Consider the following 24,177-nt stretch of genomic DNA (forward strand, 5'->3'; position numbering starts at 1 on the left):
CAGAGGCAAAGCCTCTGGTGGGAGTCTGAGGGTGAAACCCTCAGTAAGACAGGGCTTTAGAACTATGGCAGAACGAACATTCAAACTTGAAGTGATAACACCGGACCGCAAGGTCCTTTCCGACGACAAGATCGTATCGGTGACGCTGCCGGGTATCGAAGGATATCTGGGAGTGCTGGCAAACCATGCGCCCCTGATGACTGCTCTGGGCTGCGGTGAACTCGATTTTCGCAGAGCGGACGACACTAACGATGCGATGGCAATCTGCGGCGGGTTTGTGGAAGTGCTGGACAACAAAGTCACCGTCCTATCGGACAGCGCGGAACTTGTGAGCGAGATCGACCTCGACAGGGCCAAGCAAGCCGCTCAAAGGGCTGAGCAGAGGATCGCCGCGCACGAAGCCGACATCGATATGGACCGCGCCCAGGCTGCGCTTATGAGGGCTCTCAATAGAGTCAAAATAGCGGAACGGCATGTATAGTCTTTGTGGTATGATAGTGTAAGTTTAGCTATCATATCAGGAGGCGCTATGCGACGCAGAGCCGTTGTTGTCCTTACGATTATGCTCATCACTATTGCCGCACGAGCCGGCGCATTCGATATCCCATATGAGACCTGGATGGGCTCGTATGTGGGTGATAAAAAGATCGGCTATATGTCTTACAAGATTGACGACGCCGTCTTTGAAGGGACCAAGGGCTATCGGATAGCAAGTGTCCTCAATAACCGTCTCACTATCCTCGGAGCGGACCTCACACAACTTGTAACCACCGTAGTCTACACAGACACCAAATACGCTCCGCTTCGTGAAGACTTCTCAGTGTCAAGCGGCGGCAAGACCACTACTATTCGAGCAATATACAACAAAGATTCTATCGATTGTGTGGTATCGGCAGGAAGCGGTGTATCAAATCAAAGTGTGCCGATCCCCAAGGGTATCAGCCTTGTAGGCGACGCAATGTTCGTGATGCCGGATGCCAAGCTGGAAGTGGGAAACGAATATACGCTGCATTACTTCAATCCCCTCACACTCGCGATCGAGGACCTTAATATCAAAGTCGAGCGAAGAGAAAAGATCACAGTCGGAGGCAAAGAATACGACACGGTCGTCCTGACAAATACAACGGGTATGGGCGATATGACAATCTGGCAGGACAAGGACGGCGATTGTATCCAGCTTCAGGCTGTGATGGGAATCCGGATGATAAAGCAGACCGAAGATGAGGCAACATCGGGTCTTGAATCGGCTGCATCCGAAGACTTCGCGGTCCTCACCAGTGTAAAGCCGGATAAAGAGATTGCCGACCCCCGTAATCTTAAGAATCTGGATATCGTATTTACCGGCCTGGACAAGCAGATGGCCATGAGCGACAATCGGCAGAAAGCTGCTTCAATTGACGAGGAATCAAAGAAGGTGCGAGTCTGTATTAAAGCATCGGATTTCGATTCGGGCAAGTCTATAACGCTGCCGGTTGATAACAAGGAATTTGCAGACGAGTTGGCAAGCACTGCATATCTGGATTGGGACACGTCCGCACTACGAGAGCAGGCGCACAGTATTGTCGGCACGGAGACTAACGCTTACAAGGCATGCACGAAAATCCGCGATTGGATATACGCCAATATGAGCGTGGACAAAACTATAGGGATTACGCGTTCGGCCTCCGATGTGTTAAAATCTAAGAGAGGTGTGTGCAGGGACTATGGAATTCTGTTTGCGGCTCTTGCTCGCGCGGCCGGAATTCCGTCTCGGATTGTCGCAGGGCTGCTCTACACCGATAACGCTTTCTACTATCACGTGTGGACCGAGTGTTATGTGGGCGAGTGGGTTCCATTTGACTCTACGCTGCCTACGGATTTTGTGGACGCCACACACGTCAAGCTGGCTGAAGGCGACGCGCCGACTATGTTCGGTTTGGCGAAGGTGATCGGCAGCTTGAAAGCGGAAATTAAATAGAGTCATAGAGTCTAAAAGTCGAAAAGCTCGGGAGGGGCTATTCCAACTTTTGACCTTTTGACATTATAACTTTTCAACTCGTCCGGAGGACATTTTGCTTGCTAAAGATTTTCTTGCGGTAGCAATTTTTCTAATAGTCGGTATTGCGTTTGTTGCGATCACGCTGATCGCGGCATGGTTTTTCAGGCCATACAGGCCGTCAGATGAAAAACTCAAAACCTACGAGTGCGGCGAGGAGCCGATAGGCCCCGCGTGGGTGCAGTTTCGGGTAGGGTATTACATCTATGCGCTCGTTTTCCTGATATTTGACGTGGAAGCCGTATTTCTCTTTCCGTGGGCGGCAAAAATGCTGGACTTCAGCAAAAACCATGCGCTGGCCGTCCTTGGCCTGGTAGATATGGTGATATTTGTCGCGGTGCTCGCGGTGGGCCTTATTTGGGCGTATAAGAAAGGTGTTTTGGAATGGAAGTAGACCGCCCGTTTGATTATCTAGAAAGAGTGCCCGGCGGGGCGATCATAACCACGACTGTGGATAAAGTCTTTGAGTGGGGGCGGGAGTCCTCACTGTGGTATTTTGCGTTCGGCTTGGCGTGCTGCGCTATCGAGATGCTGATGGCCGCAGGCGCGGCCAGATATGACCTCGACCGGTTCGGAATGATGTTCCGCTCGACACCGCGCCAGAGCGATCTTATGATAGTGGCGGGAACAGTCACCAAGAAGATGGCCCCACGAGTAAAAAGGCTCTACGAGCAGATGGCTGAACCGAGATACGTGATCGCCACCGGAAGCTGTGCCAATGCGGGTGGGCCGTTCGCTGACTCTTACGCGGTCGTCAAAGGTGTGGACAAGATCATCCCGGTGGACGTCTATGTTCCCGGTTGCCCGCCGAGACCTGAAGCCATTATGTATGCAGTCGCTCAGCTCAAAGAGAAGATGAGAGCTGAAGTGGGGCGGAAGTAATATATGAGTGCACGAATCTCAATTGATCATGAAAAGCTTGTCGAATTCTGCAAGCGATGGAGTATCACGGAACTGGCGCTATTTGGATCAGTTCTCAGAGATGATTTTCGTCCTGAAAGCGATGTGGACGTGCTTGTCAAATTCGCACCGGAGGCGCGTTACAACCTGTTTGATATGGTGCGCATGCAGGACGATCTGAGCACGATTCTTGGACGTGAGGTAGACCTGGTTGAGCGCGAGGATGTAGAGCGCAGCGAGAACTACATCCGCCGCAAGCATATACTTAACAATATGGAAGATGTTTATGTGGCGTGATGATGCATATCTGCTGGATATTGTTGTGGCAGCGCGCAAGATTGTCAAGTTCACTGACGGTGTGGCACGTGAGCATTTCGACGCAGATGAGGTTCTCCAGAATGCTGTAATGCGGTTGCTGGAAATCATAGGAGAGGCTGCAAGAAGCATATCGCAAAACACAAAAGATGTGCATACAGAAATACCATGGCGGGAAATTGTCGGTATGCGCAATCGGCTGATCCATCATTATTTCAGAGTAGACGTTGAAAAAGTGTGGGACACGATTACAAACGATATCCCAACTCTTATCATGCTGATAGAGCCATTGGTACCTAAAGACTAGCTCGAATTTGTTGGTAGCCCATGAGCACACAAAATCCAGTTGATCATGACAACTATTTCTTTCTGGTAGGCCGTTACCGTTCAGTGCGTATATTATTCGCCCTGATCGCTTTGGCACTCGGCATATGGATATCTGTATCTGGATATGATGACTTGGGTTCGCTGAGTATTACAGCGGGCATTGCATTTATAACGAGTGGAATATTGCTATTCACCAAGCTCTGGAAACTCGGGGTGCCTTTTTTCTGGGCTGGTGCTGGCTTTGATTGGCTTGGCAGAGGAATACATTCAGAAGAAAAGCAATTTATACCCATTATTATGGGTGGCACGCTAGTTGTATCTTGGGGCGTGCTAATTATAATTGCGTTAGTCAAAATGTGCATTACGCATCGACAGAGATCACAAACTAACTGAGAAAAATATTATGTCTGAAATTATAGAAAAAACAATAAGAGATAGCTTCCCCGATGCCGTCTTAGAGAGTAAAGACGTCTTCGGGACGCTCAATATCAAGATCAAGCCGGAGGCTCTTTTTGGGGTGTGCGAGATGCTCCATTCGCTCGACCAGACGCCGCTGGATTACCTGGCTGATATCACGGCTATCGACTGGCAGGACCGAATCGAAGTGGTCTATCAGTTGACGGCTCTGGCAAGCAACACAAAACTTGCGCTGAGGGTCGATCTGGACAGGAACGAACCGGCCGTCGGGTCCGTAACAGGCATCTGGAAGGGAGCGAACTTTCAGGAGCGCGAAGTCTACGATCTGATGGGGGTAGTATTCACATCTCACCCGGACCTTCGCCGAATTCTGCTGCCGGAAGACTGGCAGGGTTATCCATTAAGGAAAGATTATGTCATCGAGGATTAAAACCGAACTACTCGAACTAAATATGGGTCCGCAGCACCCGAGCACGCATGGAGTCCTAAGGCTGGCAACCAAGCTGGACGGCGAAGTAGTGGTGGAGTGTCACCCGGACGTAGGGTATCTGCACAGAGGAATAGAAAAACTTGCCGAGATGCGGCAGTATATACAGTTTATTCCGATCACCGACAGGCTCGATTATCTGGCATCTATGCTCGGCAATATGGCGTATGTCGGTGCGGTTGAAAGGCTCGCAGCCATCGAGGTCCCCGAGCGCGCTCAATATATCCGCGTGATCATGATGGAGCTTAACAGGATCGCAAGCCACCTGATCTTCTACGGATCGATGGGGCTTGACTTGGGAGCGACAACACCATTCATATACGGCATGCGAGAGCGTGAGGATATACTCGACCTCTTTGAAATGACATGCGGAGCAAGGCTGACATATAACTATTTCAGACCCGGCGGAGTCTCCAAAGACCTGCCGGCCGGATTTTATGAGAAGTGCAAGGCCTACGTCAAGAAGCAGCGCGAGAAGCTTGTTGAGTATGATGATCTGCTGACTAACAACCAGATCTTTAAGGCGCGCATGCATAATGTTGGAATTATCTCAGCCGAAGAAGCGATCAACTACTCCATGAGCGGCCCGAGCCTGCGGGCGTCGGGGGTAGCATACGATGTGCGAAGAGCCGATCCTTACTGTATATATGATAAACTGGACTGGCAGGTCGTCACTCGCACTGAAGGCGACAGCCTGGCGCGTTATCTGTGTCGTCTCGACGAGATCAGGCAGAGTTTGAATATTATAGAACAGGCTTTGGATATGATCCCTGAGGGCGAACTCAATTACAAAACTCCGCTCAAACAAAAAGTCCCGGCAGGAGAGGTATACTTCCACATCGAATCTGCAAGAGGAGACGTTGGGGTATATCTGGTGAGTGACGGCTCCGATAAGCCATACAGGCTCAAATGGCGCGCCCCGTCTTTTATCAACCTGGGAGCCGTAAATGAGATGGTAAAAGGCTGGAAAATAGCCGATATCGTAGCTGTCGTCGGCAGCATTGATATTGTGATGGGTGAAGTCGACAGATAAAATAATTTAGTATTTTAGATTTTGTATTTTATATTTATTTGTAGAAAGGAGGTGATATGAATGGCAATCAGCAGCAGGCGGATCAGACCATTATTCACTCTAGCATTTGTCATCATAGGTGGAGTCATAGGCCATGCTCTTGCTTATCAGACGCTTCAGAGGTTCGATGCTTATCTTAAGGGACCAAGCAGTGAAGCCCTCAAGTTCCTGGGTTTTATTCCCATAAATCCTGTAGCATTGAGCTCGGGGGAAAAATGGCGCCTGTATGGAGTATTCATTGTTGCCGGAGCGCTGCTTGGCTTCGCGCTCGAACGATTTGCATTTTTGCAGATCAAGGGCACAAAGTCCAAGTGGGATATCATGGCTCCTCAGGAAAAGATCGGGGCGGTCTCCGGTCTTGTATTAGGTCTTTTACTAACATTACTTCTGCGCAGCATTCTTCCCATACCGTCATGGGTCAACATTATAATCGCCGTCTCGTTATGTTATATGTCTATGGTGGCGCTTGTCAGCCTGATGGAACAGGTCAGGTTCTACTTTCCCGGCTCCATGCCGTCCTCCAAGGGGAGTCTGCACATAAACAGCCACCCAAAAATACTCGATACCAACGTAATAATAGATGGGCGGATCGCGGATATAGCACGTGCTGGTTTTGTAGAAGGACCGGTATATATCCCAAAATTCGTGCTTGAGGAGCTTCAACAAATAGCCGACTCAAGTGACTCGCTCAAGCGTGCAAGGGGTAGAAGAGGCCTGGATATCCTGAACCAGATGCAAAAAGAGATGGAACTGCAAATACCGGAGTTCTCATCTGTCGATCCGAATGATGAAGTGGACGCGAGGCTGGTCGTGGCGGCTCGTGAAGTGCACGGAGCAATAGTCACAAATGACTACAATCTCAATCGTGTGGCTGAGCTGCAGGGCGTGGATGTATTGAACATAAATGAACTCGCCAATGCGCTTAAACCGGTCGTGCTGCCCGGTGAAGAGATGCGCGTTACCATTATCCGCGAGGGTAAAGAGAAGGACCAGGGAATCGGGTATCTCGACGACGGCACTATGATCGTGGTCGAGGGCGGCAGAAAGCTGATCGGCGAAACCCTGGATGTGGCCGTAACGAGTGTTTTGCAGACCGTGCAGGGAAAGATGATCTTTGGAAAGAGCAAGGAAAACTCGGATCAGGAAAACGATGCGATTGATGAAGGCATGCGCTCTTATACCGGCGGCAGGACGAGGAGAAAGATTCGGTAGGGGCATAAATAAAGTGTTTGCCGAAATAGCAGGCAGACCCGTTCTCGCGCATACCCTATCGGTCTTTGATTCGTGCGAAGCCATCGGTGAAATTATAATAGTAACAGGTAAAGATGAGATCGAGGCGGTCGGCGAGTTAGTCGACCGCTTCGGTTTTAGCAAGGTCGCGCATATTGTCGCAGGTGGAAAAGAGCGGCAGGACTCTGTTTATCTGGGGCTTGAAAAGGTCGGCTCGGAGATTGTCGTCATACACGATGCAGCCAGACCTATGGTTACATGCGATATTATCGTGCGATCTATTGATGAGGCGAAAAGGTCGGGGGCATGCATTGCCGCCGTGCCTGTGATTGATACGATAAAGTCGGCAACATCTGAGCATATCGTTTCGGATACAATTGATCGCTCCAACCTCTACTCCATACAGACACCTCAGACATTCAGGACCGATCTTATTCGCAGAGCCTATGAGAAGGCGTACGCCGACGGCTTTTATGCTACGGATGACTCGACGCTGGTTGAGAGACTGGGAGAAAAAGTGACCATAGTGCAGGGATCGTATGACAACATCAAGATCACGACTCCATCCGATATAGAATTGGCGTCAATGAAACTTGGCGGAGGCGTTCACAGGACTGGGATCGGCTTTGATGTGCATGCGCTTGCCCAAGGCCGAAAGCTGATCTTGGGCGGAGTCGATATACCATACGAGAAAGGCTTGATGGGCCACTCGGATGCGGATGTGCTGGTTCACGCAATAATGGACGCTCTGCTGGGTGCGGCTGCTCTCGGCGACATCGGCAGGCACTTTCCGGACTCGGATGCGGCGTACAAAGGCATTTCCAGCATCAAACTGCTTGCGCATGTCGGCAAGCTCATTGCAAAAGATGGCTGGCATATTAGTAACATCGATGCGGTAGTCATCTGTGAACACCCAAAAATTGCTCCGTATGTAAGAGAAATGGTCGGGAACATAGCAGGCTGCCTGGAAATAAAGCCATGCTGCGTAAGCATAAAAGGCACTACAACTGAGAAACTGGGATATACCGGCAGAGGCGAAGGTATTGCCTGCCAGGCAATAGCGGCACTGCACAGACTCTGATCCAATAATAGACAAAATAATGACCGGGCTCATATCGCGAACACCCGGTCCAACTCTCACTTCAATTCAGCCTGACTCTCTACCGACTCTGGGAGGACAACACATAGTCACCAGCGCCAGTCTCGCCGATTCTCCAATAGAGACCCAAGCCAGTAAATTAACCGTATCGCTGCGATCTGCCTCATATGCACTGAGGAAATCCTCCAGCTTTTCCCATATACGTGAGAAAAAGCTGCGTATACAGAATCTGCCTCCCACGACCGGAGGCTGCTCACCTCCGTCAAAGAGGAACCTGAGGTCGCGATATAATCTGATCCGCGCTTCCTCAGGAAGGTCTTTTGCCTTCTCTACACGATGCATCCTCATGTGCTTTTCAATTATCCTGGCGGCACGATTCGCCTGAGTCTGAGGCACATCCGGCGTTTCGGGAAATAGCTTCTTCACTGATTTTACCTCAGAGCGCAGTGAGATCACTCACCATACTTACCTTCTGCTCGGGGCACAGCGTGTTGGGCCTTAGCTCCCGGCCTTGCAACTTTGATTCAAAATCGAGATGTCTATCGATCACATCCGTCATCTTGTCGGCTCTCTGGACCAGGCTCTCCCAGTCCTCAGCCACAGGCAGAGGAAACTCCTCAAACTCTTTGCTCGGAGATTCCTGCCCGGTTTTGGTCAATAACAAGCGGCTGGGTTCCCGCATTTTTATCACCTCTCTCAAGTTGAAGACGCCCAAAGAAGGGTTACCCACGCGCCAGGTAATGTAAACGAGACGACAAGAGAACTTAAAGTATAGTTTGCAACATCGAAACAAGCACATACTAAGGAATAATTCTATGGAAGAAATAATGAAACGCGGGAACATTTCGAGCGTCTATACACTCATAGAAACAGGTGCAGAAAAAAGATGGCAGGCTACCCAATGCAAATTGGGAGAGATTGTGTTGACTTTGAGAATCAAGTGTGGTATGGTTAATGACAGAAGAATAATTGGCTGAACCACTTCTACTTGATTTTCCACACGTGATATGGGTCCGCCATGGACTTGCAGCACCAAAATATCACAAAGGCGACAAAAGGATGAGCTTCTGGCAGGGCTTTCCAAATGTCTTGAGTGCGAAAGCACTCTCACAGTCGCCCAGGGTGGAAAAGGGGGAGTTCCATGAGAACTCTGCGGTTGGGCGTTGCAACATTTCTTGTACGTACACTACTACAATTGTCAGCGGCTGTATGCGTCTTGTTATTTGCGTGCGGCAGCTCGATAGGACAAAACGCCTCCGCATCCACCATTTTTTCCACAGGCAAATACTCAACAGTGCTGGCCAACATCAAAAGATTGCCTGATGGCGCATACGTTTACTTGAATCAGAAGATTGTTTCCTGCATTACGAGCGATATCTTCTACATAGAAGAACCTGACAGGTCAGCCGGCATTAAGGTAGTAATGAGTTCAGGTCATTACGTCCCGGCAACGCTCAAAAGAGGCAACCTCGTAACTTTTTCAGGTCACATGTCCACCAGAAACAACGAACGAGTCATTATAGCGGAGGGCGACCCTGAAGTCGACTACAGCTCATCTGTAATGATACACCCCATAGGTATGAATACGGCCGCCATTATGGGGTGGCCTGTGAAATACAAGGAGCCCTTCGGTCCGAGAATGACCGGCCTCGTTCCTAATGGCCTGTATATTAGACTGTGGGGAAAAACAACACAGGGAAGCACTTACGATGAAAATGCTAATGTCTTCTGTTATATTGACGACGGTTGGGGCAAGTTCGACGGCAGTGACATCAATGCCGCGGGTATAAGAATATACACGAACAATACACTGGACGTGGGACAAACAATGTGCGCTAATGGAGTTCTCAGCACTAAATTGTGCGATCCTGACTCAAATGTTACGAATGATGAGTTTTATATTCCCTGTGTGTTAACCACAGAAGATGCCGATCTGGCTCCCCCTGATTCTTCATCCACAACTCCCAGCTATGCACCGGTCACCGGACGGGTTCGACTTGTTGGAGAGCAAACCGGCAGGTCTGTCCGCGTATATTCAGAGAATAACAGCATCATCTTAAACAATGTGACTGATCAATGGACCCCGTTTACACTCAGGAATATTCCGTCGGGCGGAACAAACGTGTGTGCTGGCGCTAATGGCTATAAATCCGCAACCCGGGTAGTAAACATTGGTGATACTGGTGTAGATTTTGAATTGCAGCCGTCCGACGCTTACACCGAAATCTTGAGTGATAAGGATTCGATAGCGATTTGCAGTGAAGATACCGCCCTTGTATGCGCTTTGCGGCGCGATTGCGAAGGGAAGGGATTGGAAGGAAAGCAGGTGCGACTTACCACCACGAGGGGCATCTTTACGGAATCGAACTCAACCGAGTTTATCGGCACAACCGATTCCACAGGATGTTTTTACGCACATCTTTCGGCAGGCTCAGACGGCAGGGGCACGGCAACGCTTAGAGCGGAAACGTATCCGTCAGCAGATCAGTCGTCTGAAACAAGTATTGAACTGGTTGGGCCAATAGTCAGTGTATCGGCTTCGCCTAATGTTATCGATACCGCCGGTTCATCAACAATCACTGCACATGTAGAATTAAACGATGCGGTTTTGCCGAATGTCCCGCTTACCTTTATGACTGATAAAGGACACTTCGAGGAAAACAGCTCTCAAAGCTATACCGTGCTTGCCGACGGCAGTGGTATTGCGACTGCCAATCTGATGATTACAGAACCCGGAACCGCGAAGATATTGGTGAAATATGAAAATAATTGCTCATATACGGCTATAGACTGGTCAGTAGTTGCACTCGCGGACCAACCATGGTATGACGAGCCGATTAAGCAATCGCATCCTCTGGTGGTGGATTTGGATGGCGATGTGGATGGAAAAAAAGAAGTTGTGACGCTGACGGGCGAAGGATATCTGGCGGCGCTGAAGGCAGATGGAAACCTGATCTGGTCAAAAGGTCCGTTCCGCACAGACAGCAGCAACTATGGCAACACCAGTCCTTCATGCTCCCCGATGGACAGCGAGCGTTCAGGCAGACCGTGTATATTCCTGCCGACGGAAACCCCAAAGGCAATCTACGCATATTCATACAATGGAAATCCTATAGCCGGCTGGCCGACATACGCACGCTATTCGTTTTTCGATATGGCATGCTCAATCGGCGATATAAACCTTGATGGAAGCCCGGAATTTGTCTGCGGCGATCAGTCGTGTTATGTTTGGTCATGGAATCCAACCGGAAACTGGACGGCAACTACCGACACAGATGCGCCGTGTCTCTGGCTTAACCTGACGAGTAACGGCAACACCGTCATCCACAGCTCTACCTGTGCTTTGGGAGATATGGATAATGATGAAAAAGGCATTCTCGACGTAGTTGTAGGGACTGTAACCTCGCCGGGAAATCTATTCGGTTTTCCAGGAGATGCCTGGGGTAACTTTTCAAGCAGCGGCTATTATCTCGACAACTGGCCAAAAACCGGCGGCGGACAGATCGAGACGGCTCCGGCCATTGGGGACATAGACGGGGACGGCAAAAATGACGTGGCCTGGGGAGCCGGAGACGGCAACTTGCATATTTTGCTATCAAGCACGAACTCTCAGCTACTGATCAATATAAGTAAAGCAGCTAAATCTTCGCCGGCATTGGCCGACCTGGATGGTGACGGCAAGCTGGACGTTATAATCGGTTCGGATACCGGCAATGTATATGCATTCAATTATCTTGGACAGGCGCTTCAGGGTTGGGAAGGCGGCGTCTGTCTCGACCCGGAAGGAAATCATCCCATCAACGCACCGGTAAGCGTCGGTGATGTAACAGGAGACGGACAGCCGGATGTGGTCGCTGTCTGTGAAGATGGTTTTGCCTACGCCATCTATGCTGACGGTAGAAACCATGCAAATAACACCGGCCCCATTGCTTGGGCGGGATGCTGCATCAAGTCAAGCACTGCTTCATTGAAAGCATACAGCGCACCTGTAATTGACGATATAGATAATGATGGGCTGGTTGAAATCTTGGTGGCAGGAAGTCAGGGAATCTACCTCTTCCAAACAAATGCGTCATACTCATCAAATGCCTCGCTTTATCCATGGCCGACATTCCATCGGGACAACCGGCGGTCGGGATGTGCGACCAGTGTTCCGGCGCCGGTCAACGCTTCCATTCAGGGCATAATAAGTCACAACGGAATACCGATCCCCGAAGCGAAAATTTATATCTACAAAAACAATGGTTCATCGGTTTATGTGCCCTACTCTAGTCCTTCAGTCGCGCGCAGCTATGTTCTCTCCGTAGGCAGCACTGATACGAACGCCGTGGGTGTAGGCGCATATTGCATTAGCCAGCTCGAACCCAACCAGACATACAAAATCAAGGTCGTGACCACGAACTATGCAATTAAATGGGTCACCGATATTGCTGCAACGACTGGTTTGGTCAGGGTCGATGTTGAGCTGTAAAACCTCTAAAATACTAAAAAAAGCCTAAATTCCAAATATTTCATTCGTGTGTGCAGGTATATAGAAGGATATCTTGCGGTCATCGTTGAAAAATAGCCCAGGGGGGCAGACATAAACCCTCCGCACCAAGAGAAGGAAGGTGATTGGCAAATGGAAGCTTATTGCGTTAAGTGTAAGGCAAAGAGGGAAATGAAGGACGCGAAAGCCGTCACGATGAAGAACGGTAAACCCGCGACTCAGGGCATTTGTCCGACCTGTGGAACCAAGATGTTCAAGATCGGTAAGGCCTAATAGCTGTTTCCCATAAGTTTTTTATCCTTGGCGGGACCGAATGGGTTCCGCCTCTTTTTGCGTGTTGGGGTAAGATAAAGTGCGATGCAGCCGATAATAGTGGATGGTAACAATCCAACACTATGGGAGCTGCGGCATGATGGGAGTTCGAGAACTGAGTAAACCATATCAAAAAGGACTGGAATTTTATGACCAGGGTTTGCTGCTTGACGCAATCACGGCATTCGAGGAAGCGTTAGACGCTGCTGTCGAGGGCAGCCCGGAAGCCAAACTGGCCGCTTTCTATATTGGCCAGGCGCACGCAGCCCTCGCTGAAGATAATCTCAATCGAGGGGCGCGATCACGCGCAGAAGAGCATCTGAGAGAAGCAATTGCCCACAACCCAAAATTTCCCGATCTACATTACCAGTTGGCTGAAATAATCGCCGAATCGGGGGCAATCCATGAGGCGATGGTCGAGCTTGAGGCCGCCCTGGAACTTAACCCGAACTATGCCAAGGCTCTGCTTATGCTTGGTGTGCTCGCATATGGGATCGGTGAGTATGCTGCCGGAGCCGAGCACATAGCACATGCAGTCGAACAAGAACCTCGATATGATACACAGACATATAACGATGGTCTTGCGGCTCATAAGAAAGACGACCATCGCAGAGCGCTGGAGCTTTTCAAGGAGATGCTGGTCACTAATGTGGATGATATTTCATTCCACTTCGGTGTTGGAAAGAAGCTGTATCGCATGGGTGAATACAAAGAGGCTGCCGAAGCTTTTGAACAGGCGCTCAGTTTCGAACAAAACTACCCGGACATACGTAACTGGTATGGTCTTGCTTTGATGGCTTGCGCAGAGCCCCAGCGAGCTTTTGATCAGTTCCAAAAGGCGCTGGACACCAACCCAAACTATACGGCAGCGATCATCAACGCGGGCATCGCTTGCGAAATGATGAAAATTCCTGATGAAGCTTCTCTTTTCTATAAGAGAGTGCTGGAGATAGACCCGGATAATTTAGAGGCGCGCGAACGGCTTGACCGGCTGTAGGCCGAGCTAAAACTAATGACTGACTTAACCGACCCGTGGTATAATACCACGGGTTTTATTTTTGAGAGGTATTTCGTTTTGAGCAAACCAAGAGTGAGATTTGCGCCGAGCCCGACAGGTTCTCCGCACATCGGTAATATAAGGACCGCCGTATTCGACTATCTCTTTGCCGAGCATGCTGGTGGGACATTTATACTTCGTGTCGAAGACACGGACCGCACGCGCTACGTCGAAAACTCCCTTGAGGAGATGATGGCAGGGCTGAGGTGGCTGGGGCTGCAGTGGGACGAGGGGCCTGAGGTCGGCGGAGACTTTGGGCCGTATTTCCAGTCAGAGAGGCTTGACCTGTATCACAAATACGCTCAACAGCTTGTAGATGAAGGCAAGGCGTATTACTGCTACTGCTCGCGTGAGAGGCTCGATCAGATGCGCAAGGTCCAGGAAGCGGCCAAAAGGCCGACCGGCTATGACAGGCGGTGCCGCGATCTTACCGAGGCCGAGCGCGAGGAGTATGCAAAAGAGTGCCCCACCCCTGTCATCAGGTTCAAGATGAAGCTTGAAGGGCGCACTGAGTTTGATGACACTGTCCGCGGCAGAATCGAGTTTGATAACACCCTTCAGGACGACTTTATCATAATCAAAGCAGACGGGTTTCCGACCTATCACTTCGCCTCGGTAGTAGACGATCACCTAATGCAGATCACACACGTTATCCGGGGTGAAGAGTGGCTCTCCAGCGCACCCAAGCACGTTCAGCTATATGAAGCTCTCGGATGGGAGCAGCCGACATGGGTCCACTCAACCTCTATACTCGATACATCCGGTAAAAGGCTTGCCAAACGCAGCGGCGTCTCCACAGCATTTATTGACTACATAGAGCAGGGATATCTACCCGATGCGATGCTCAACTTCCTGGCGACTATGGGTTGGAGCGCAGGTGAAGACAAGAAGCTCTACAGCCGCAGTGAGCTGATTGAAAAATTCAGTCTGGAGGGTATTGTAAATCATCCGGCGATATTTGACCTTGCCAAGCTCAACGACCTCAACGGCGAATATATTCGAATGATGAGCATTGATGAGCTTGCGAGCATGATATTGCCCAGGCTACAGGCGGCTGGATATGTGAGCGGGCCACCTACGGAAGACGAAATGGCTTATCTAAAGAGCGTGACTGCTCTGATTCAGGACAGGCTCGTTACGCTGGCGGATGCTGTTGATATGGTCTCATTCTTCTATGTCGACGATTTCGGGTATGACGAAAAGGGCGCAAAGAAACATCTGATGAAGGAGGGCGTGCCCTCTGCATTGAAGTCGGTTAGTGAAAAGCTGGTTGGCGTTCAAACATGGGATGTTGAGTATATCGGGACAGCGATCCGCGAGGGCGGAGCAGAGCACAGCCTTGAAGGCGGGCGTATCATCCACCCTGTCCGTATGGCTGTGACTGGCCGAACATGGGGGCCGGGTCTCTTTGAGCTGATGCACGTAATAGGCAAAGATAGATGCATCGCGCGTCTGAACAGAGCGGCAAAAGAATTTGAGTCAAAAGTCTAAATTACCCGGTCCTGCTAGACTTTGCTTTTCGACTTCGTAAGAACGAATTGCAGAAGGCATACTCGTCATTTCGAGCGTCATGAGGGACTTGCTTATTCTAGCGTCATGTTCAAAGCAGATTCCTTGACTTCGCTCGGAATGACTTATCTTGAGACGTTTTTAGTCTATTGATTGGCTCCTTGCTTTCAAACTTTTTGACTTTCTAACTTTCAAACTTTTTGACTACGATAGGAGGTAGTGGATATGTCAGCAGCAGCGGCTATTACAGCCGACAAATTTGAGCAGGAAGTTCTTAAGTCCGAAATGCCCGTATTGGTGGATTTCTGGGCGGAGTGGTGCGGTCCTTGCAAGGCTCTGGGACCTACGATTGACGAGATAGCAGCGGACTATGCGGGAAAAATGAAGATATTTAAACTGGACGTGCAGACCGAAGCGGCGATCGCCAGCAAATACGGCGTGTCGAGCATACCAACGCTGCTGATTTTCAAGGGCGGTGAGATTGCCGACAGGATGGTCGGGCTGCAGCCAAAGGGCAACATTACCTCACGTCTGGATGCGCTTTTATAAATGCTCACGCGCAATATTATCCCTCCAGGTAGAATACCTGGAGGGATAATATTATGGCAATGGAGCAAAAGCAAGGCGCAAGTCGTCTAATAAGAGAAACAATGACATAATACTTGAGCTTAATTGAAAACTTGGGTATCATGGAATAGAAATGCTCCGGGCAGTCTGCTCTGCTCGGGATTTGGAAGGTATAAGTCACAATGCCGGATGATGACAGACTGGATCTGAGTGTAGACCTCGATAAAATAGGCGAAGACCTGCTTGCTGACGTCAAGAAGGCTGCCGAAGAGGTTAAAAGCAGGCGCGCTTCCGATAAAGCTAAAGAAGCCAAGTCGGTAGAAAAAGAAAAATCACGCAAAATATCCGCTGTGATGGTGGCAGTCGGAGTGGTTGTCGTGCTGGTGATTGCGTACTTTGTGGTTTTCGCCAAGCCGGAGGCGCCTGCGCCGACAACATATCAGACCAGAACACCTGCGCCGGCGATCAAGCCACCCGCAGTTACTCCACCGGTGTCAAACACTAAGCCATCGACAACAATGCCGATGCAGCAGCCGTCACGCCCAGGCTCAAATACAAATCAGCCGTCTGATGACTACGAGCAGCCAAATGGAATGTAGATTCATCTGGTAACGTCAGGCAATAAATCACCGGCTACTGCGTCGAATGCGCTCAATGGTAATATATGACTTGTCGGGGTTGTAGCTGTCGTTAAAGTGACGCCAGGTGTATTCGCGCCTGCCGGTCAGAGGCTCGCCGATCACGATGCAATTCTTGTCCTTATGAAGCAGCACTACCACATGACCCAGATTTCCCATATGCACGCCTAGAATACTGGGAACAGGAGCGGCCTTGATCGAGCGTAGCCTGTTATATGTCGATTCGTAGCCGCGCTTTCTTAGTGCTCGCATCATATACAAGTACTCAGTGCCGCTCCTGATAGTACCCGCCGCGCGCGCAAGCTCGGCCTCGGTGATCCTGCCTCCATGAAGACGCACCAGGGTTGCAGCGCATGCCGGCACGCATGTGTAGCCGCTTGTCTGCAGACAGATATCATCTTTCCACTTATCCTTTAGAGAAGAATAGTCTACAGAATCATAGAGCTGCTTCATGAATGGAGTCAATAGAAGCGTGAATGAGACCACACTCCAGATGATCAGTATACATCCATTGATCTTGTTCGGCCTCAGCTTATCGGAGGCAAACATTATACCCGAAAGCGCTCCAACTAACCCTGACGAGACTTCAGCGCCTGGAAATGCATGGAATTCGTAGAACCAGTCGGCATAGGGAATGTAGAGAAGATAGTTGCTCGCAAAAAGCACTGATGGAACCATCATTGCAAGCGAGAGCATAATCAGCACGGCTCGCGAAAATGGCGAATTGGCGCGAAAATACCACCATCTGAACAAAACAAATACGCATGCGCCCAATAGCAACGCGGGAATGAAGTTTGCTCTCATGTTATCCTATATCCTTTGTCGCCCTGGCAAGCTCAATCTTGCGGATATAACGCAGTCCGGGAATCTGGGCTAACAGGACCGTTACCAGAATTCCGAAAACGGCAATCACGTATGTCTTAGTGAAGATCACCGGTTGAAGGCTGAATGACTCGCTGTCATACATGTGCACGAAAACGCCTGCAAGCCATGTACCGAACGGCAGCCCGATAATAAGCCCGCATACAAAAGCCAGCAAGTTCTCGACGAGGATCATCACGGCTACGGACCCGACGCTTATTCCCACCGTGCGAAGAGTAGCTATCTCCCGCGTGCGCTCAATAACGTTCATCAGGGTAGAATTGAACATAATAATCCCGGCAAGTGCTATAGAAAACGAGAGCATAATGTAGAAAAACACGCGCGACGACTTCATCATCTCAGTGATCTCGTCATATATCTCCTTAGTAACTACAACGGCAGCCACATCGTGCATGTTATAGAGCTTGTGTTTAATTACGCCCATATACTTCGGGTCAGCGTCTATTGCCACTGTATTTATCGCCTTGGGAGGCAGTTCCATCGCGCCGCCGTACCATCTTCTAGTCTGATCAATTGACGCATATGCGGAGTTGCCGACAGGCTCGTAGGCAATCGATTCTATCGGGACCAGGCGGTCCATATTGACCTCCAACAGCGACCGGCTGGGCTTGAGCACGGTGTCGCTGTAAGTTTCCAGGTTAAGCCAGCTCAAAGGATAGCCCAGCATCAGCGACTGCGAAAGAGAAGTATGTTGGTCGTCGGCTAGTTCGGCAAGCTCAGGCATGGTCTTTTCAGGCAGGGTCAGATGGACTCTTCCGCCTTTCCAGAGGCCGAGCCGGTTCGCAGTCGAACTAGCGAGCATAAGTCCGGTTCGCGGGATTGGGACGGACTTCATATTCGAGTCGGTCAAAGACAGCAGTCTATCGCCGGGGCGCAGTCCGTAGATGAGGATTGTCTTTGAGATGTCCCCCTTCACCAGTTTCCCTGAAACGACCAGTGCAGGCTCTACCCGTCTTACGCCCTTCCAGGTCGCGATCCGGCTGATCTTCGACTCGCTCTGAGCGTTGAGGTAGGACGCCATTGCGCTGTAGTGCATGCTGTGTTTGAAATAGAAGTCTACTGCGGACACGCTGGAGTCGAGCATGGAGGCGGCGACCAGCACCAAAGTTAGCGCCGAGGCTACACCCGCTACAGTGGAAAACGTTCTACGCGGGTTTCTTATAAAATTGCGCATCGGCAGACGTGTCATAAGTGACAGAGATTGCAGGAACGGCAGGATATTCTCAACTATCGGCGTTCGGCCTCCTGCCGGAACCTCTATGCCTATCGCATCGGCGGGCGCGAGGTTTGCCGCATGAATCGCGGGCTGTATTCCAGCGATCAGCATGACCGCGCCGGTCATGATAAAGCCCGCTGCAACGATACTCCAACGCGGGCTGGCATCGATATATGGCACCTGAATGAAGCTGGTGTAGTATCTGGTGGTCAGTATGCCGAGATAGTGACCGGCAAGGCTGCCTATCAGACCACTGGAAATGCCTATAATCAGCGAGAACTGTGCGTAGTGGATAGCTATGGCTGCCTTTGAAAAACCGACTGCGCGCAAAAAGCCGATCTGGCCGCGCTGGGCATGTACCATTCGTCCGAGCATGTTATATATGCTGAGGCTGGATATGGTGAGAAAGAGTATAGGAAAAAAGACAGCAAGCGCCTGTGTGCTCTGCAGATCCATCCGTAGAAACTCGACACTGGGCTGCTTTTCGCGAGGGACTACTTCATCTGCGCCGTAAGGCTTCATTATGTGCTCGGCAAGGCGCATGGCAGTGCGCCGATTGCCGCCGGAAGCCATGGTAATCTGGACATCGTTGATAGAGCCGTCCGTGCCGAAAAGCTCATCGACTGTGGCTGTGCGCGCCCACATCACACCGAATGTGCGGGAATTTGAAAAAGAGTCCTCACTGCTTCGGACGACGTAAATATACTCCGGGCTCTGGACGATCCCCGTGATCTTGAAATGAATCTTCTCGTCCATCACCACAATATTGATCGTATCGCCCGGCTTGTAGTGATGATACTGCGCGAACCCCGCCTCCATGAGCACTTCGTGGGAGTTTCCGGCTCGCGGGTAAGCGCCGGAGATCAGCTTAAGCTGGTTCATTGCAGGCTTGTCATAGTCAGGCAGGCCGATTATTCGCCCGATCACCTTCTTGCTTGGCGAAAGCGGCTGGTCTATCTCGATCTCCTGGACAGTGCGGCCCTGCACATCTCGCACACCGGGAATCCGCCTGAGGGTCTTTACTATGTCATCGGGAGCGCTCTGCATTTGAATACTGAAATCGGCCAGTTTAAGCTTTTCGTAGGAAAGCTCATACGATCTGCCAAGGTTTATAGAAAGCTCATAGCCCGTTCCGAAAAGTGTGATTCCGACCGCTGCAAGCAGCACGATACCAAGAAACATCCACGGCGAGGAGCGCAAATCACGCAGGAGCTTTAGGTTGAGCTTTGAGCCTACCACTGCAGTTCACCGGGGTCCTGCGGAGTTTGATTAACTTGGACACTCGCGATCTCGCCGCTGCGCATTCGCACCACTCGGTTGGCTATAGGCGCGAGGGCGGAGTTGTGAGTGACCATAACGACAGTGATATTGCCGGATTTGGTTAGGTCGGATAAAACCTTGAGGACTTTGATGCCTGTCTCAAAATCCAAATTCCCAGTTGGCTCGTCCGCCAGCAGGATCACAGGACGCTTGACCAGCGCACGGGCTATTGCGACCCTCTGCTGTTCGCCGCCGGAGAGTTCGCTTGGAAAGTGATCGCCCCTGTCGCCCAGCCCCACCGACTCAAGGACTTCGGTCGAGCCTAGAGGATTATCAACTAACTCGGCCACCAGATCGACATTCTCGCGCGCGGTGAGGGTAGGAACCAGGTTAAAGAACTGAAACACGAACCCGACACTGTAGCGGCGATAATCGGTAAGCTCGTCGTCAGTCATCGAGGCCAAGTCCTGGCCCTCGAATATGACCCTGCCCTCGGTGGGTATGTCGATACCGCCTATGATGTTGAGCATGGTCGTCTTGCCAGACCCGCTTGGACCCAGCACTATCAAAAACTCGCCCTGCATCACAGAAAAGGTGGTCGGTTTGAGCGCGGGGACACTCACCTCGCCCATCTCGTATGTCTTGGCCGCGCAATCAAGTTGAAGTAGAGTTTCATTGATACTCACTGATTCCACCAGGTTTCTTAATCACTAAAAGACAGAATAAGGAGAAACATGGAAGTAAATTCTGGTTGCTGCCCATAAAAAGCATGTTGCTCTGTCATTCCGAGCCCCTAGTAGGGGTTGCCTACTTGTTTCGATTAGGAAAACATCTGTATGCGAACCGTTTGTTTGTCATCCGCACATAGACGTTTTCTTAGGAGGAGAACCGGCAAGGAATCTGCTTTTTACAACGTTGGGTTCAAAGCAGATTCCTCACTACGCTCGGAATGACGGTGAGCGGGCACTCTGATCTCATTTTGTTTTTACCTCAATACCATCGGAGAGTTTGTCTATATCCGTGACTGCCCGGTCGCCTTTTTTAAGTCCTGAAAGAATCTGGGTGGAATCGAAGTTGGACTGGCCGACTTTCACTTCAACGCGGTGTGCCTTTTTGCCCTTGATCACATAGGCAATGTCCTTGTCGCCGTCGTGCATTACGGCATCATTCGGGACGAGAAGCGTGCGCCCGCCAGTCGGTATGGAGCCGTTGACATCTACCTCCATACCGGGTCGAAGTGAAACGCTCTTATCCTCGATACGTATCTTTGCGCGGACTATCTTTGCACGCACTCGACCGACATCCTTCGACTCAGCAATTCGAGACACCATAATCACGCGACCGGGTATCTTTCGCCCGGGGTAGGCGTCCAGAGTGATATCGACTCTCTGGCCTAAAGCCACCGCGGCGGCGTCCTCTTCGTCGACCTCAGCCGTCACCCATATCTTATCCAGAGCAGAGACTGTGTAAATCGGGTCGAGAGGCATGGATGTCTCGCCGACCTCTTTATGCTTTCGCGCGACTATGCCTGTGACCGGGCTGGTGATGGTGGTAAATGATAGCTGAGACTGCGCATTTGCCAAAGCCGCGCGCGCCTCGGCTGCCCTGGCTCTGGCTGCCTGAACCTGGCGCTTACTTGCTGAAGCCCTATGCATTGAAGCCTGAGACTCTCGCAGAGCCGCTTCGGCTTCCCTGACCTGGGCGCGGGATGCGTCTATTGTCTCTTTTCTAGGGCCTGCTATTAGTCTATTGAGCTGCTGCTGGGCTGAATCGACTGCAGCTTGAGCGGCATCGTCACTTGCCTTGGCGCTGTCGCGCTCCTGCGCTGAGATTGCTCCGCCTTTAAGGAGTGTTTCGGCTCGCTGATATTTCTGCCTGGCGTCAGCCGCATTTGCTTTTGCTTGAGCAAGAGATGCTCGCTGTGCGGCAATATCTTCCGAACGCGAACCGGCTTCCAGATCGCGGAGGTTATGTCTGGCAGCATTAAGAGCGGCGCGGGCGCGGTCGACTGCGGCGTATAGCTGCCCTGAATCGGCCTGTGCCGAATCCACGGCTACTTCCACATCCTGACCGGCTGCGGCTGCGGCTGCCCGCGCGCTATCCACTGCCGCCAGCAGATCGCTGTCCTCAAGCTGGGCAAGAGGCTGGCCTTTGCGGACCTGATCGCCCTCCTGCACATAGAGCTTCACTATTCTCGCCGTTACCCTGGGACTGATATCTGAAAGCTCACCCTCGACTACGCCGGTGCTCGAAAGGTTTAATGTCAAGACACCTTCGGTCACAGGAACGGTTCTGACTTCCAGCGGCCTTGGTATAGCCGAATTGACGATCAGTGCCGCTACCGCGACCACGATAAGCACCCACCATGGGAATCTGCGTTTACGCCTGGATTTCAATGAAATGCGTCCCTCTCGGATTTATACTTCGTAATTAAACAAGAGGTTGCATAAGTCCTTTTTCGACATTTGTTATTCGGTTTTTAGTGGACTGTATTTTGGAGTGGTTATACTTTCAATATTAATATTCTGCTCAACAAAGCTATATACAAACTGCTTATTGACATCATTCTTTGTGCCTTTTATCGCGACGGAACTTTTTCCATCCCACCAGTTCAGATATTTTGCTGCATTTTGCTTCTGATCGCGGGGCAGGCTCGCAAGGTCAAGACCCTCTTTGGTATAGAGCGCAGCGCGTTGAGTGGAACTGACGGTCGCGTAAAAACGCAGAAACGACTTGTGCTGCTGCAACAACCACCTGAGAGTGTCCCCGCCCAGGATTTCATCTTTTGTGATATTCATCTTATACTGAGCAGACTCGCCGACAAGCACGGCCATTTCCGCCAGATCATCTATATCCAGTGTGCCGGTCGTCTTGAAATTATCGCGCCACTTCACAAGCCATGCCTCGGGGATCTCCAGTGAACGTTTGCGGAACCAGTATCTGTCGCGAAGTTCGATAGTAGAGCCGCGCTTCCACCAGTTATAGGTGTTCACAATCTCCAGTCCTTGCAGTACCGCTTTTGCCGGTTGCTTGCCTGAGGACAAATCGTTAATTTCATCAGTAAAACAATCGGATACGACATTAAGCCCGGTGGCCTCGGCAAGCTTTTCGAGTTTCTCTTCAAAAAGCAGCGGATCTGCCCGATCTTTACCATTTTGAGAGAAATCCACCTCGCCGGGTATATCCAAGTCTTTTTCATGCTCCACGACAGGTTCGCCGAAGTTGACTTTTTTCATTTCATCAGGGTCCAGTTTCAAGTTAATGGAATATCCATTCTTGATATTGGTTGAGCCGACATCCATGGCGTCGGCCATTGCTCTTCCGAACGCGCTGCCGATGCTTGTGCTCGGATCAAAGATCGGAAAACCAAACTCGCTTTCACCTAAGTCATTTCCATCAGAATCGATCCTCATATATTTAAAGTCGATCTCACCAAGCATAAACCGAGAAAGAATATTACTAGCAACATTTTCACTATCGCTGTCGTAGGCAGGCTGCACACTTATCTCCTGCAGAATATCAGGATTGGACGAAAGATTATCCTCCGATACATCCGATATGCCTGGGGTCAGTCGTACAATACCTTTGGCTACGCCGAGCATGGCGCTGCGCGTCTCATCCGATGTGGTAGCAGCGCTTATATGCGTCACACTGCCGTCTATAAATGAATCAAGCATATCAGGCATATTGCTGAATACCTCTCCCAGCGACGAAGCCATGCCCGATTTCGCCAAAGCATACATCATGGGGTCTTCTGCTTTCAGCTTTGCCATATCCGCATCCGAAAGATCGGCCACACTCTTAAGTTCATCGGCTATTGCTTCGCGCTTTTGAGACTGTTCACGACGGAAGCGCTCCTCTTCACGATATGCCTGTGCCTCAGCGTTTATCAGAGTGTTGCGGTCCATATAAAGCCGGTAGCTGTAGACGCCGCTGCTTTTTGTGCGCATCCAATCGAACTTCATTACCCGTGCGATCGACTGCATAAGGTTGGCAAGCGGCATTTCTTTAGCAAATATTATCATTTTACGGTCGCGTACTTGCCAGTCCTGCTCGCTTATGCCCGTATCGATCTTGACGCCGGTGTTTTCACTGATCTGCGAGATGATGGAACAGACAGTTTGGCGTTTTGCCTGAACACCGACTTTCTGTGCCAGGCGCTCGTCCGCCGTCCAGAATCCCTCTTTGACGGAAGCTTTCGCCAATGCTTCGGGAGTGTTGGGGTCCATTGTGATCTTACCAACAGCGTCAGCCGATGTTGCGAGCGATATCAGTAGTGAGGAGATTATAAGCAGAACAAACCCAGACCGACTCTTCATCAAAAGCCTCCTTGCCTGTTTGACTGGTATTATACAACATGTTTTC

24 protein-coding genes are annotated in these 24,177 nt (G+C 50.6%); 17 read left to right on the forward strand and 7 right to left on the reverse strand.

The features are described 5' to 3' along the window. From ABFD83_11985 to ispD, 11 genes are all read left to right on the forward strand, one after another. On the forward strand, window positions 1–481 hold a 481-nt coding region (locus tag ABFD83_11985), incomplete at its 5' end, for a F0F1 ATP synthase subunit epsilon (protein MEN6357789.1). Between the two features lie 48 nt (window positions 482–529). Next, window positions 530–1,957 (forward strand): transglutaminase domain-containing protein, encoded by a 1,428-nt coding sequence (locus ABFD83_11990; GenBank protein MEN6357790.1) that lies wholly within the window; start codon window positions 530–532, stop codon window positions 1,955–1,957. A 94-nt stretch (window positions 1,958–2,051) separates the two neighbouring features. Continuing rightward, entirely contained in the window at window positions 2,052–2,429 is a 378-nt protein-coding gene (locus ABFD83_11995) for an NADH-quinone oxidoreductase subunit A (GenBank protein ID MEN6357791.1), read from the forward strand. Next, window positions 2,420–2,917, forward strand: a complete 498-nt coding sequence (locus tag ABFD83_12000) for an NADH-quinone oxidoreductase subunit B family protein (GenBank protein ID MEN6357792.1) — start codon at window positions 2,420–2,422, stop codon at window positions 2,915–2,917. Before ABFD83_11995 ends, ABFD83_12000 begins: the two co-directional genes overlap by 10 nt. 3 nt (window positions 2,918–2,920) lie before the next feature. Further along, a complete protein-coding gene (locus ABFD83_12005; protein MEN6357793.1) occupies window positions 2,921–3,232 on the forward strand; it encodes a nucleotidyltransferase domain-containing protein in 312 nt (103 codons plus the stop codon). Continuing rightward, the gene (locus tag ABFD83_12010) at window positions 3,222–3,557 is read left to right on the forward strand and encodes a DUF86 domain-containing protein (GenBank protein ID MEN6357794.1); all 336 of its coding nucleotides are present in this window, start codon (window positions 3,222–3,224) and stop codon (window positions 3,555–3,557) included. The genes ABFD83_12005 and ABFD83_12010 overlap by 11 nt, the downstream gene beginning before the upstream one ends. Before the next feature lie 20 nt (window positions 3,558–3,577). Next, a complete protein-coding gene (locus tag ABFD83_12015; protein ID MEN6357795.1) occupies window positions 3,578–3,970 on the forward strand; it encodes a hypothetical protein in 393 nt (130 codons plus the stop codon). 10 nt (window positions 3,971–3,980) lie between these two features. Then, the gene (locus ABFD83_12020) at window positions 3,981–4,424 is read left to right on the forward strand and encodes an NADH-quinone oxidoreductase subunit C (GenBank protein ID MEN6357796.1); all 444 of its coding nucleotides are present in this window, start codon (window positions 3,981–3,983) and stop codon (window positions 4,422–4,424) included. Next, window positions 4,408–5,514 carry an NADH-quinone oxidoreductase subunit D gene (locus ABFD83_12025; GenBank protein MEN6357797.1) on the forward strand — a complete coding sequence of 369 codons (1,107 nt, stop codon included), beginning with the start codon at window positions 4,408–4,410 and terminating at the stop codon, window positions 5,512–5,514. The genes ABFD83_12020 and ABFD83_12025 overlap by 17 nt, the downstream gene beginning before the upstream one ends. Window positions 5,515–5,574: 60 nt before the next feature. Further along, on the forward strand, window positions 5,575–6,765 hold the full coding sequence (locus ABFD83_12030; GenBank protein ID MEN6357798.1) for a TRAM domain-containing protein: 1,191 nt from the start codon (window positions 5,575–5,577) through the stop codon (window positions 6,763–6,765). Continuing rightward, on the forward strand, window positions 6,713–7,864 hold the full coding sequence (gene ispD / locus ABFD83_12035) for a 2-C-methyl-D-erythritol 4-phosphate cytidylyltransferase (GenBank protein ID MEN6357799.1): 1,152 nt from the start codon (window positions 6,713–6,715) through the stop codon (window positions 7,862–7,864). The genes ABFD83_12030 and ispD overlap by 53 nt, the downstream gene beginning before the upstream one ends. Before the next feature lie 66 nt (window positions 7,865–7,930). On the opposite strand, the gene ABFD83_12040 is transcribed toward ispD, so the two are convergent. Continuing rightward, window positions 7,931–8,308, reverse strand: a complete 378-nt coding sequence (locus ABFD83_12040) for a hypothetical protein (protein MEN6357800.1) — start codon at window positions 8,306–8,308, stop codon at window positions 7,931–7,933. Window positions 8,309–8,318: 10 nt separating this feature from the next. Beyond that, window positions 8,319–8,564, reverse strand: coding sequence for a hypothetical protein (locus ABFD83_12045; protein ID MEN6357801.1), 246 nt, complete (start codon window positions 8,562–8,564; stop codon window positions 8,319–8,321). Between the two features lie 459 nt (window positions 8,565–9,023). Between ABFD83_12045 and ABFD83_12050 the strand changes: the two genes are divergently transcribed. The 6 genes from ABFD83_12050 to ABFD83_12075 all read left to right on the forward strand — a co-directional run bounded on the left by ABFD83_12050 (window position 9,024) and on the right by ABFD83_12075 (window position 16,415). Then, window positions 9,024–12,353, forward strand: coding sequence for an FG-GAP-like repeat-containing protein (locus ABFD83_12050; GenBank protein MEN6357802.1), 3,330 nt, complete (start codon window positions 9,024–9,026; stop codon window positions 12,351–12,353). Between the two features lie 150 nt (window positions 12,354–12,503). Further along, on the forward strand, window positions 12,504–12,644 hold the full coding sequence (locus ABFD83_12055) for a DUF5679 domain-containing protein (GenBank protein MEN6357803.1): 141 nt from the start codon (window positions 12,504–12,506) through the stop codon (window positions 12,642–12,644). Between the two features lie 136 nt (window positions 12,645–12,780). Next, a complete protein-coding gene (locus tag ABFD83_12060) occupies window positions 12,781–13,680 on the forward strand; it encodes a tetratricopeptide repeat protein (protein ID MEN6357804.1) in 900 nt (299 codons plus the stop codon). A gap of 78 nt (window positions 13,681–13,758) precedes the next feature. Further along, on the forward strand, window positions 13,759–15,231 hold the full coding sequence (gene gltX / locus ABFD83_12065; GenBank protein MEN6357805.1) for a glutamate--tRNA ligase: 1,473 nt from the start codon (window positions 13,759–13,761) through the stop codon (window positions 15,229–15,231). A 243-nt stretch (window positions 15,232–15,474) separates the two neighbouring features. Then, on the forward strand, window positions 15,475–15,798 hold the full coding sequence (gene trxA / locus ABFD83_12070; GenBank protein MEN6357806.1) for a thioredoxin: 324 nt from the start codon (window positions 15,475–15,477) through the stop codon (window positions 15,796–15,798). 200 nt (window positions 15,799–15,998) lie between these two features. Then, entirely contained in the window at window positions 15,999–16,415 is a 417-nt protein-coding gene (locus ABFD83_12075; protein ID MEN6357807.1) for a hypothetical protein, read from the forward strand. A gap of 27 nt (window positions 16,416–16,442) precedes the next feature. Here the strand turns inward: ABFD83_12075 and ABFD83_12080 are convergent, their stop codons facing one another. From ABFD83_12080 to ABFD83_12100, 5 genes are all read right to left on the reverse strand, one after another. Continuing rightward, on the reverse strand, window positions 16,443–17,258 hold the full coding sequence (locus ABFD83_12080) for a cysteine peptidase family C39 domain-containing protein (protein ID MEN6357808.1): 816 nt from the start codon (window positions 17,256–17,258) through the stop codon (window positions 16,443–16,445). Window position 17,259: 1 nt separating this feature from the next. Beyond that, window positions 17,260–19,791 carry an FtsX-like permease family protein gene (locus ABFD83_12085; GenBank protein MEN6357809.1) on the reverse strand — a complete coding sequence of 844 codons (2,532 nt, stop codon included), beginning with the start codon at window positions 19,789–19,791 and terminating at the stop codon, window positions 17,260–17,262. Continuing rightward, window positions 19,785–20,498, reverse strand: a complete 714-nt coding sequence (locus ABFD83_12090) for an ABC transporter ATP-binding protein (GenBank protein MEN6357810.1) — start codon at window positions 20,496–20,498, stop codon at window positions 19,785–19,787. Before ABFD83_12090 ends, ABFD83_12085 begins: the two co-directional genes overlap by 7 nt. 288 nt (window positions 20,499–20,786) lie before the next feature. Further along, a complete protein-coding gene (locus tag ABFD83_12095; protein MEN6357811.1) occupies window positions 20,787–22,208 on the reverse strand; it encodes an efflux RND transporter periplasmic adaptor subunit in 1,422 nt (473 codons plus the stop codon). 72 nt (window positions 22,209–22,280) lie between these two features. Then, complete coding sequence (locus ABFD83_12100; protein MEN6357812.1) at window positions 22,281–24,131, reverse strand: hypothetical protein; 1,851 nt, start codon at window positions 24,129–24,131, stop codon at window positions 22,281–22,283. Between the last annotated feature and the right edge of the window lie 46 nt (window positions 24,132–24,177).

Source organism: Armatimonadota bacterium (assembly GCA_039679645.1).
In the GTDB taxonomy this organism is placed as follows: domain Bacteria; phylum Armatimonadota; class UBA5829; order UBA5829; family UBA5829; genus UBA5829.

What these genes read in the sequence shown, in the direction of transcription:
- ABFD83_11990 (MEN6357790.1), top strand. Translation starts at nt 530, where the DNA reads ATGCGACGCAGAGCCGTTGTTGTCCTTACGATTATGCTCATCACTATT.
- ABFD83_12000 (MEN6357792.1), top strand. Translation starts at nt 2,420, where the DNA reads ATGGAAGTAGACCGCCCGTTTGATTATCTAGAAAGAGTGCCCGGCGGG.
- ABFD83_12005 (MEN6357793.1), top strand. Translation starts at nt 2,921, where the DNA reads ATGAGTGCACGAATCTCAATTGATCATGAAAAGCTTGTCGAATTCTGC.
- ABFD83_12010 (MEN6357794.1), top strand. Translation starts at nt 3,222, where the DNA reads ATGTGGCGTGATGATGCATATCTGCTGGATATTGTTGTGGCAGCGCGC.
- ABFD83_12015 (MEN6357795.1), top strand. Translation starts at nt 3,578, where the DNA reads ATGAGCACACAAAATCCAGTTGATCATGACAACTATTTCTTTCTGGTA.
- ABFD83_12020 (MEN6357796.1), top strand. Translation starts at nt 3,981, where the DNA reads ATGTCTGAAATTATAGAAAAAACAATAAGAGATAGCTTCCCCGATGCC.
- ABFD83_12025 (MEN6357797.1), top strand. Translation starts at nt 4,408, where the DNA reads ATGTCATCGAGGATTAAAACCGAACTACTCGAACTAAATATGGGTCCG.
- ABFD83_12030 (MEN6357798.1), top strand. Translation starts at nt 5,575, where the DNA reads ATGGCAATCAGCAGCAGGCGGATCAGACCATTATTCACTCTAGCATTT.
- ispD (MEN6357799.1), top strand. Translation starts at nt 6,713, where the DNA reads ATGAAGGCATGCGCTCTTATACCGGCGGCAGGACGAGGAGAAAGATTC.
- ABFD83_12045 (MEN6357801.1), bottom strand. Translation starts at nt 8,564, where the DNA reads ATGCGGGAACCCAGCCGCTTGTTATTGACCAAAACCGGGCAGGAATCT.
- ABFD83_12050 (MEN6357802.1), top strand. Translation starts at nt 9,024, where the DNA reads ATGAGAACTCTGCGGTTGGGCGTTGCAACATTTCTTGTACGTACACTA.
- ABFD83_12055 (MEN6357803.1), top strand. Translation starts at nt 12,504, where the DNA reads ATGGAAGCTTATTGCGTTAAGTGTAAGGCAAAGAGGGAAATGAAGGAC.
- ABFD83_12060 (MEN6357804.1), top strand. Translation starts at nt 12,781, where the DNA reads ATGATGGGAGTTCGAGAACTGAGTAAACCATATCAAAAAGGACTGGAA.
- trxA (MEN6357806.1), top strand. Translation starts at nt 15,475, where the DNA reads ATGTCAGCAGCAGCGGCTATTACAGCCGACAAATTTGAGCAGGAAGTT.
- ABFD83_12075 (MEN6357807.1), top strand. Translation starts at nt 15,999, where the DNA reads ATGCCGGATGATGACAGACTGGATCTGAGTGTAGACCTCGATAAAATA.
- ABFD83_12080 (MEN6357808.1), bottom strand. Translation starts at nt 17,258, where the DNA reads ATGAGAGCAAACTTCATTCCCGCGTTGCTATTGGGCGCATGCGTATTT.
- ABFD83_12100 (MEN6357812.1), bottom strand. Translation starts at nt 24,131, where the DNA reads ATGAAGAGTCGGTCTGGGTTTGTTCTGCTTATAATCTCCTCACTACTG.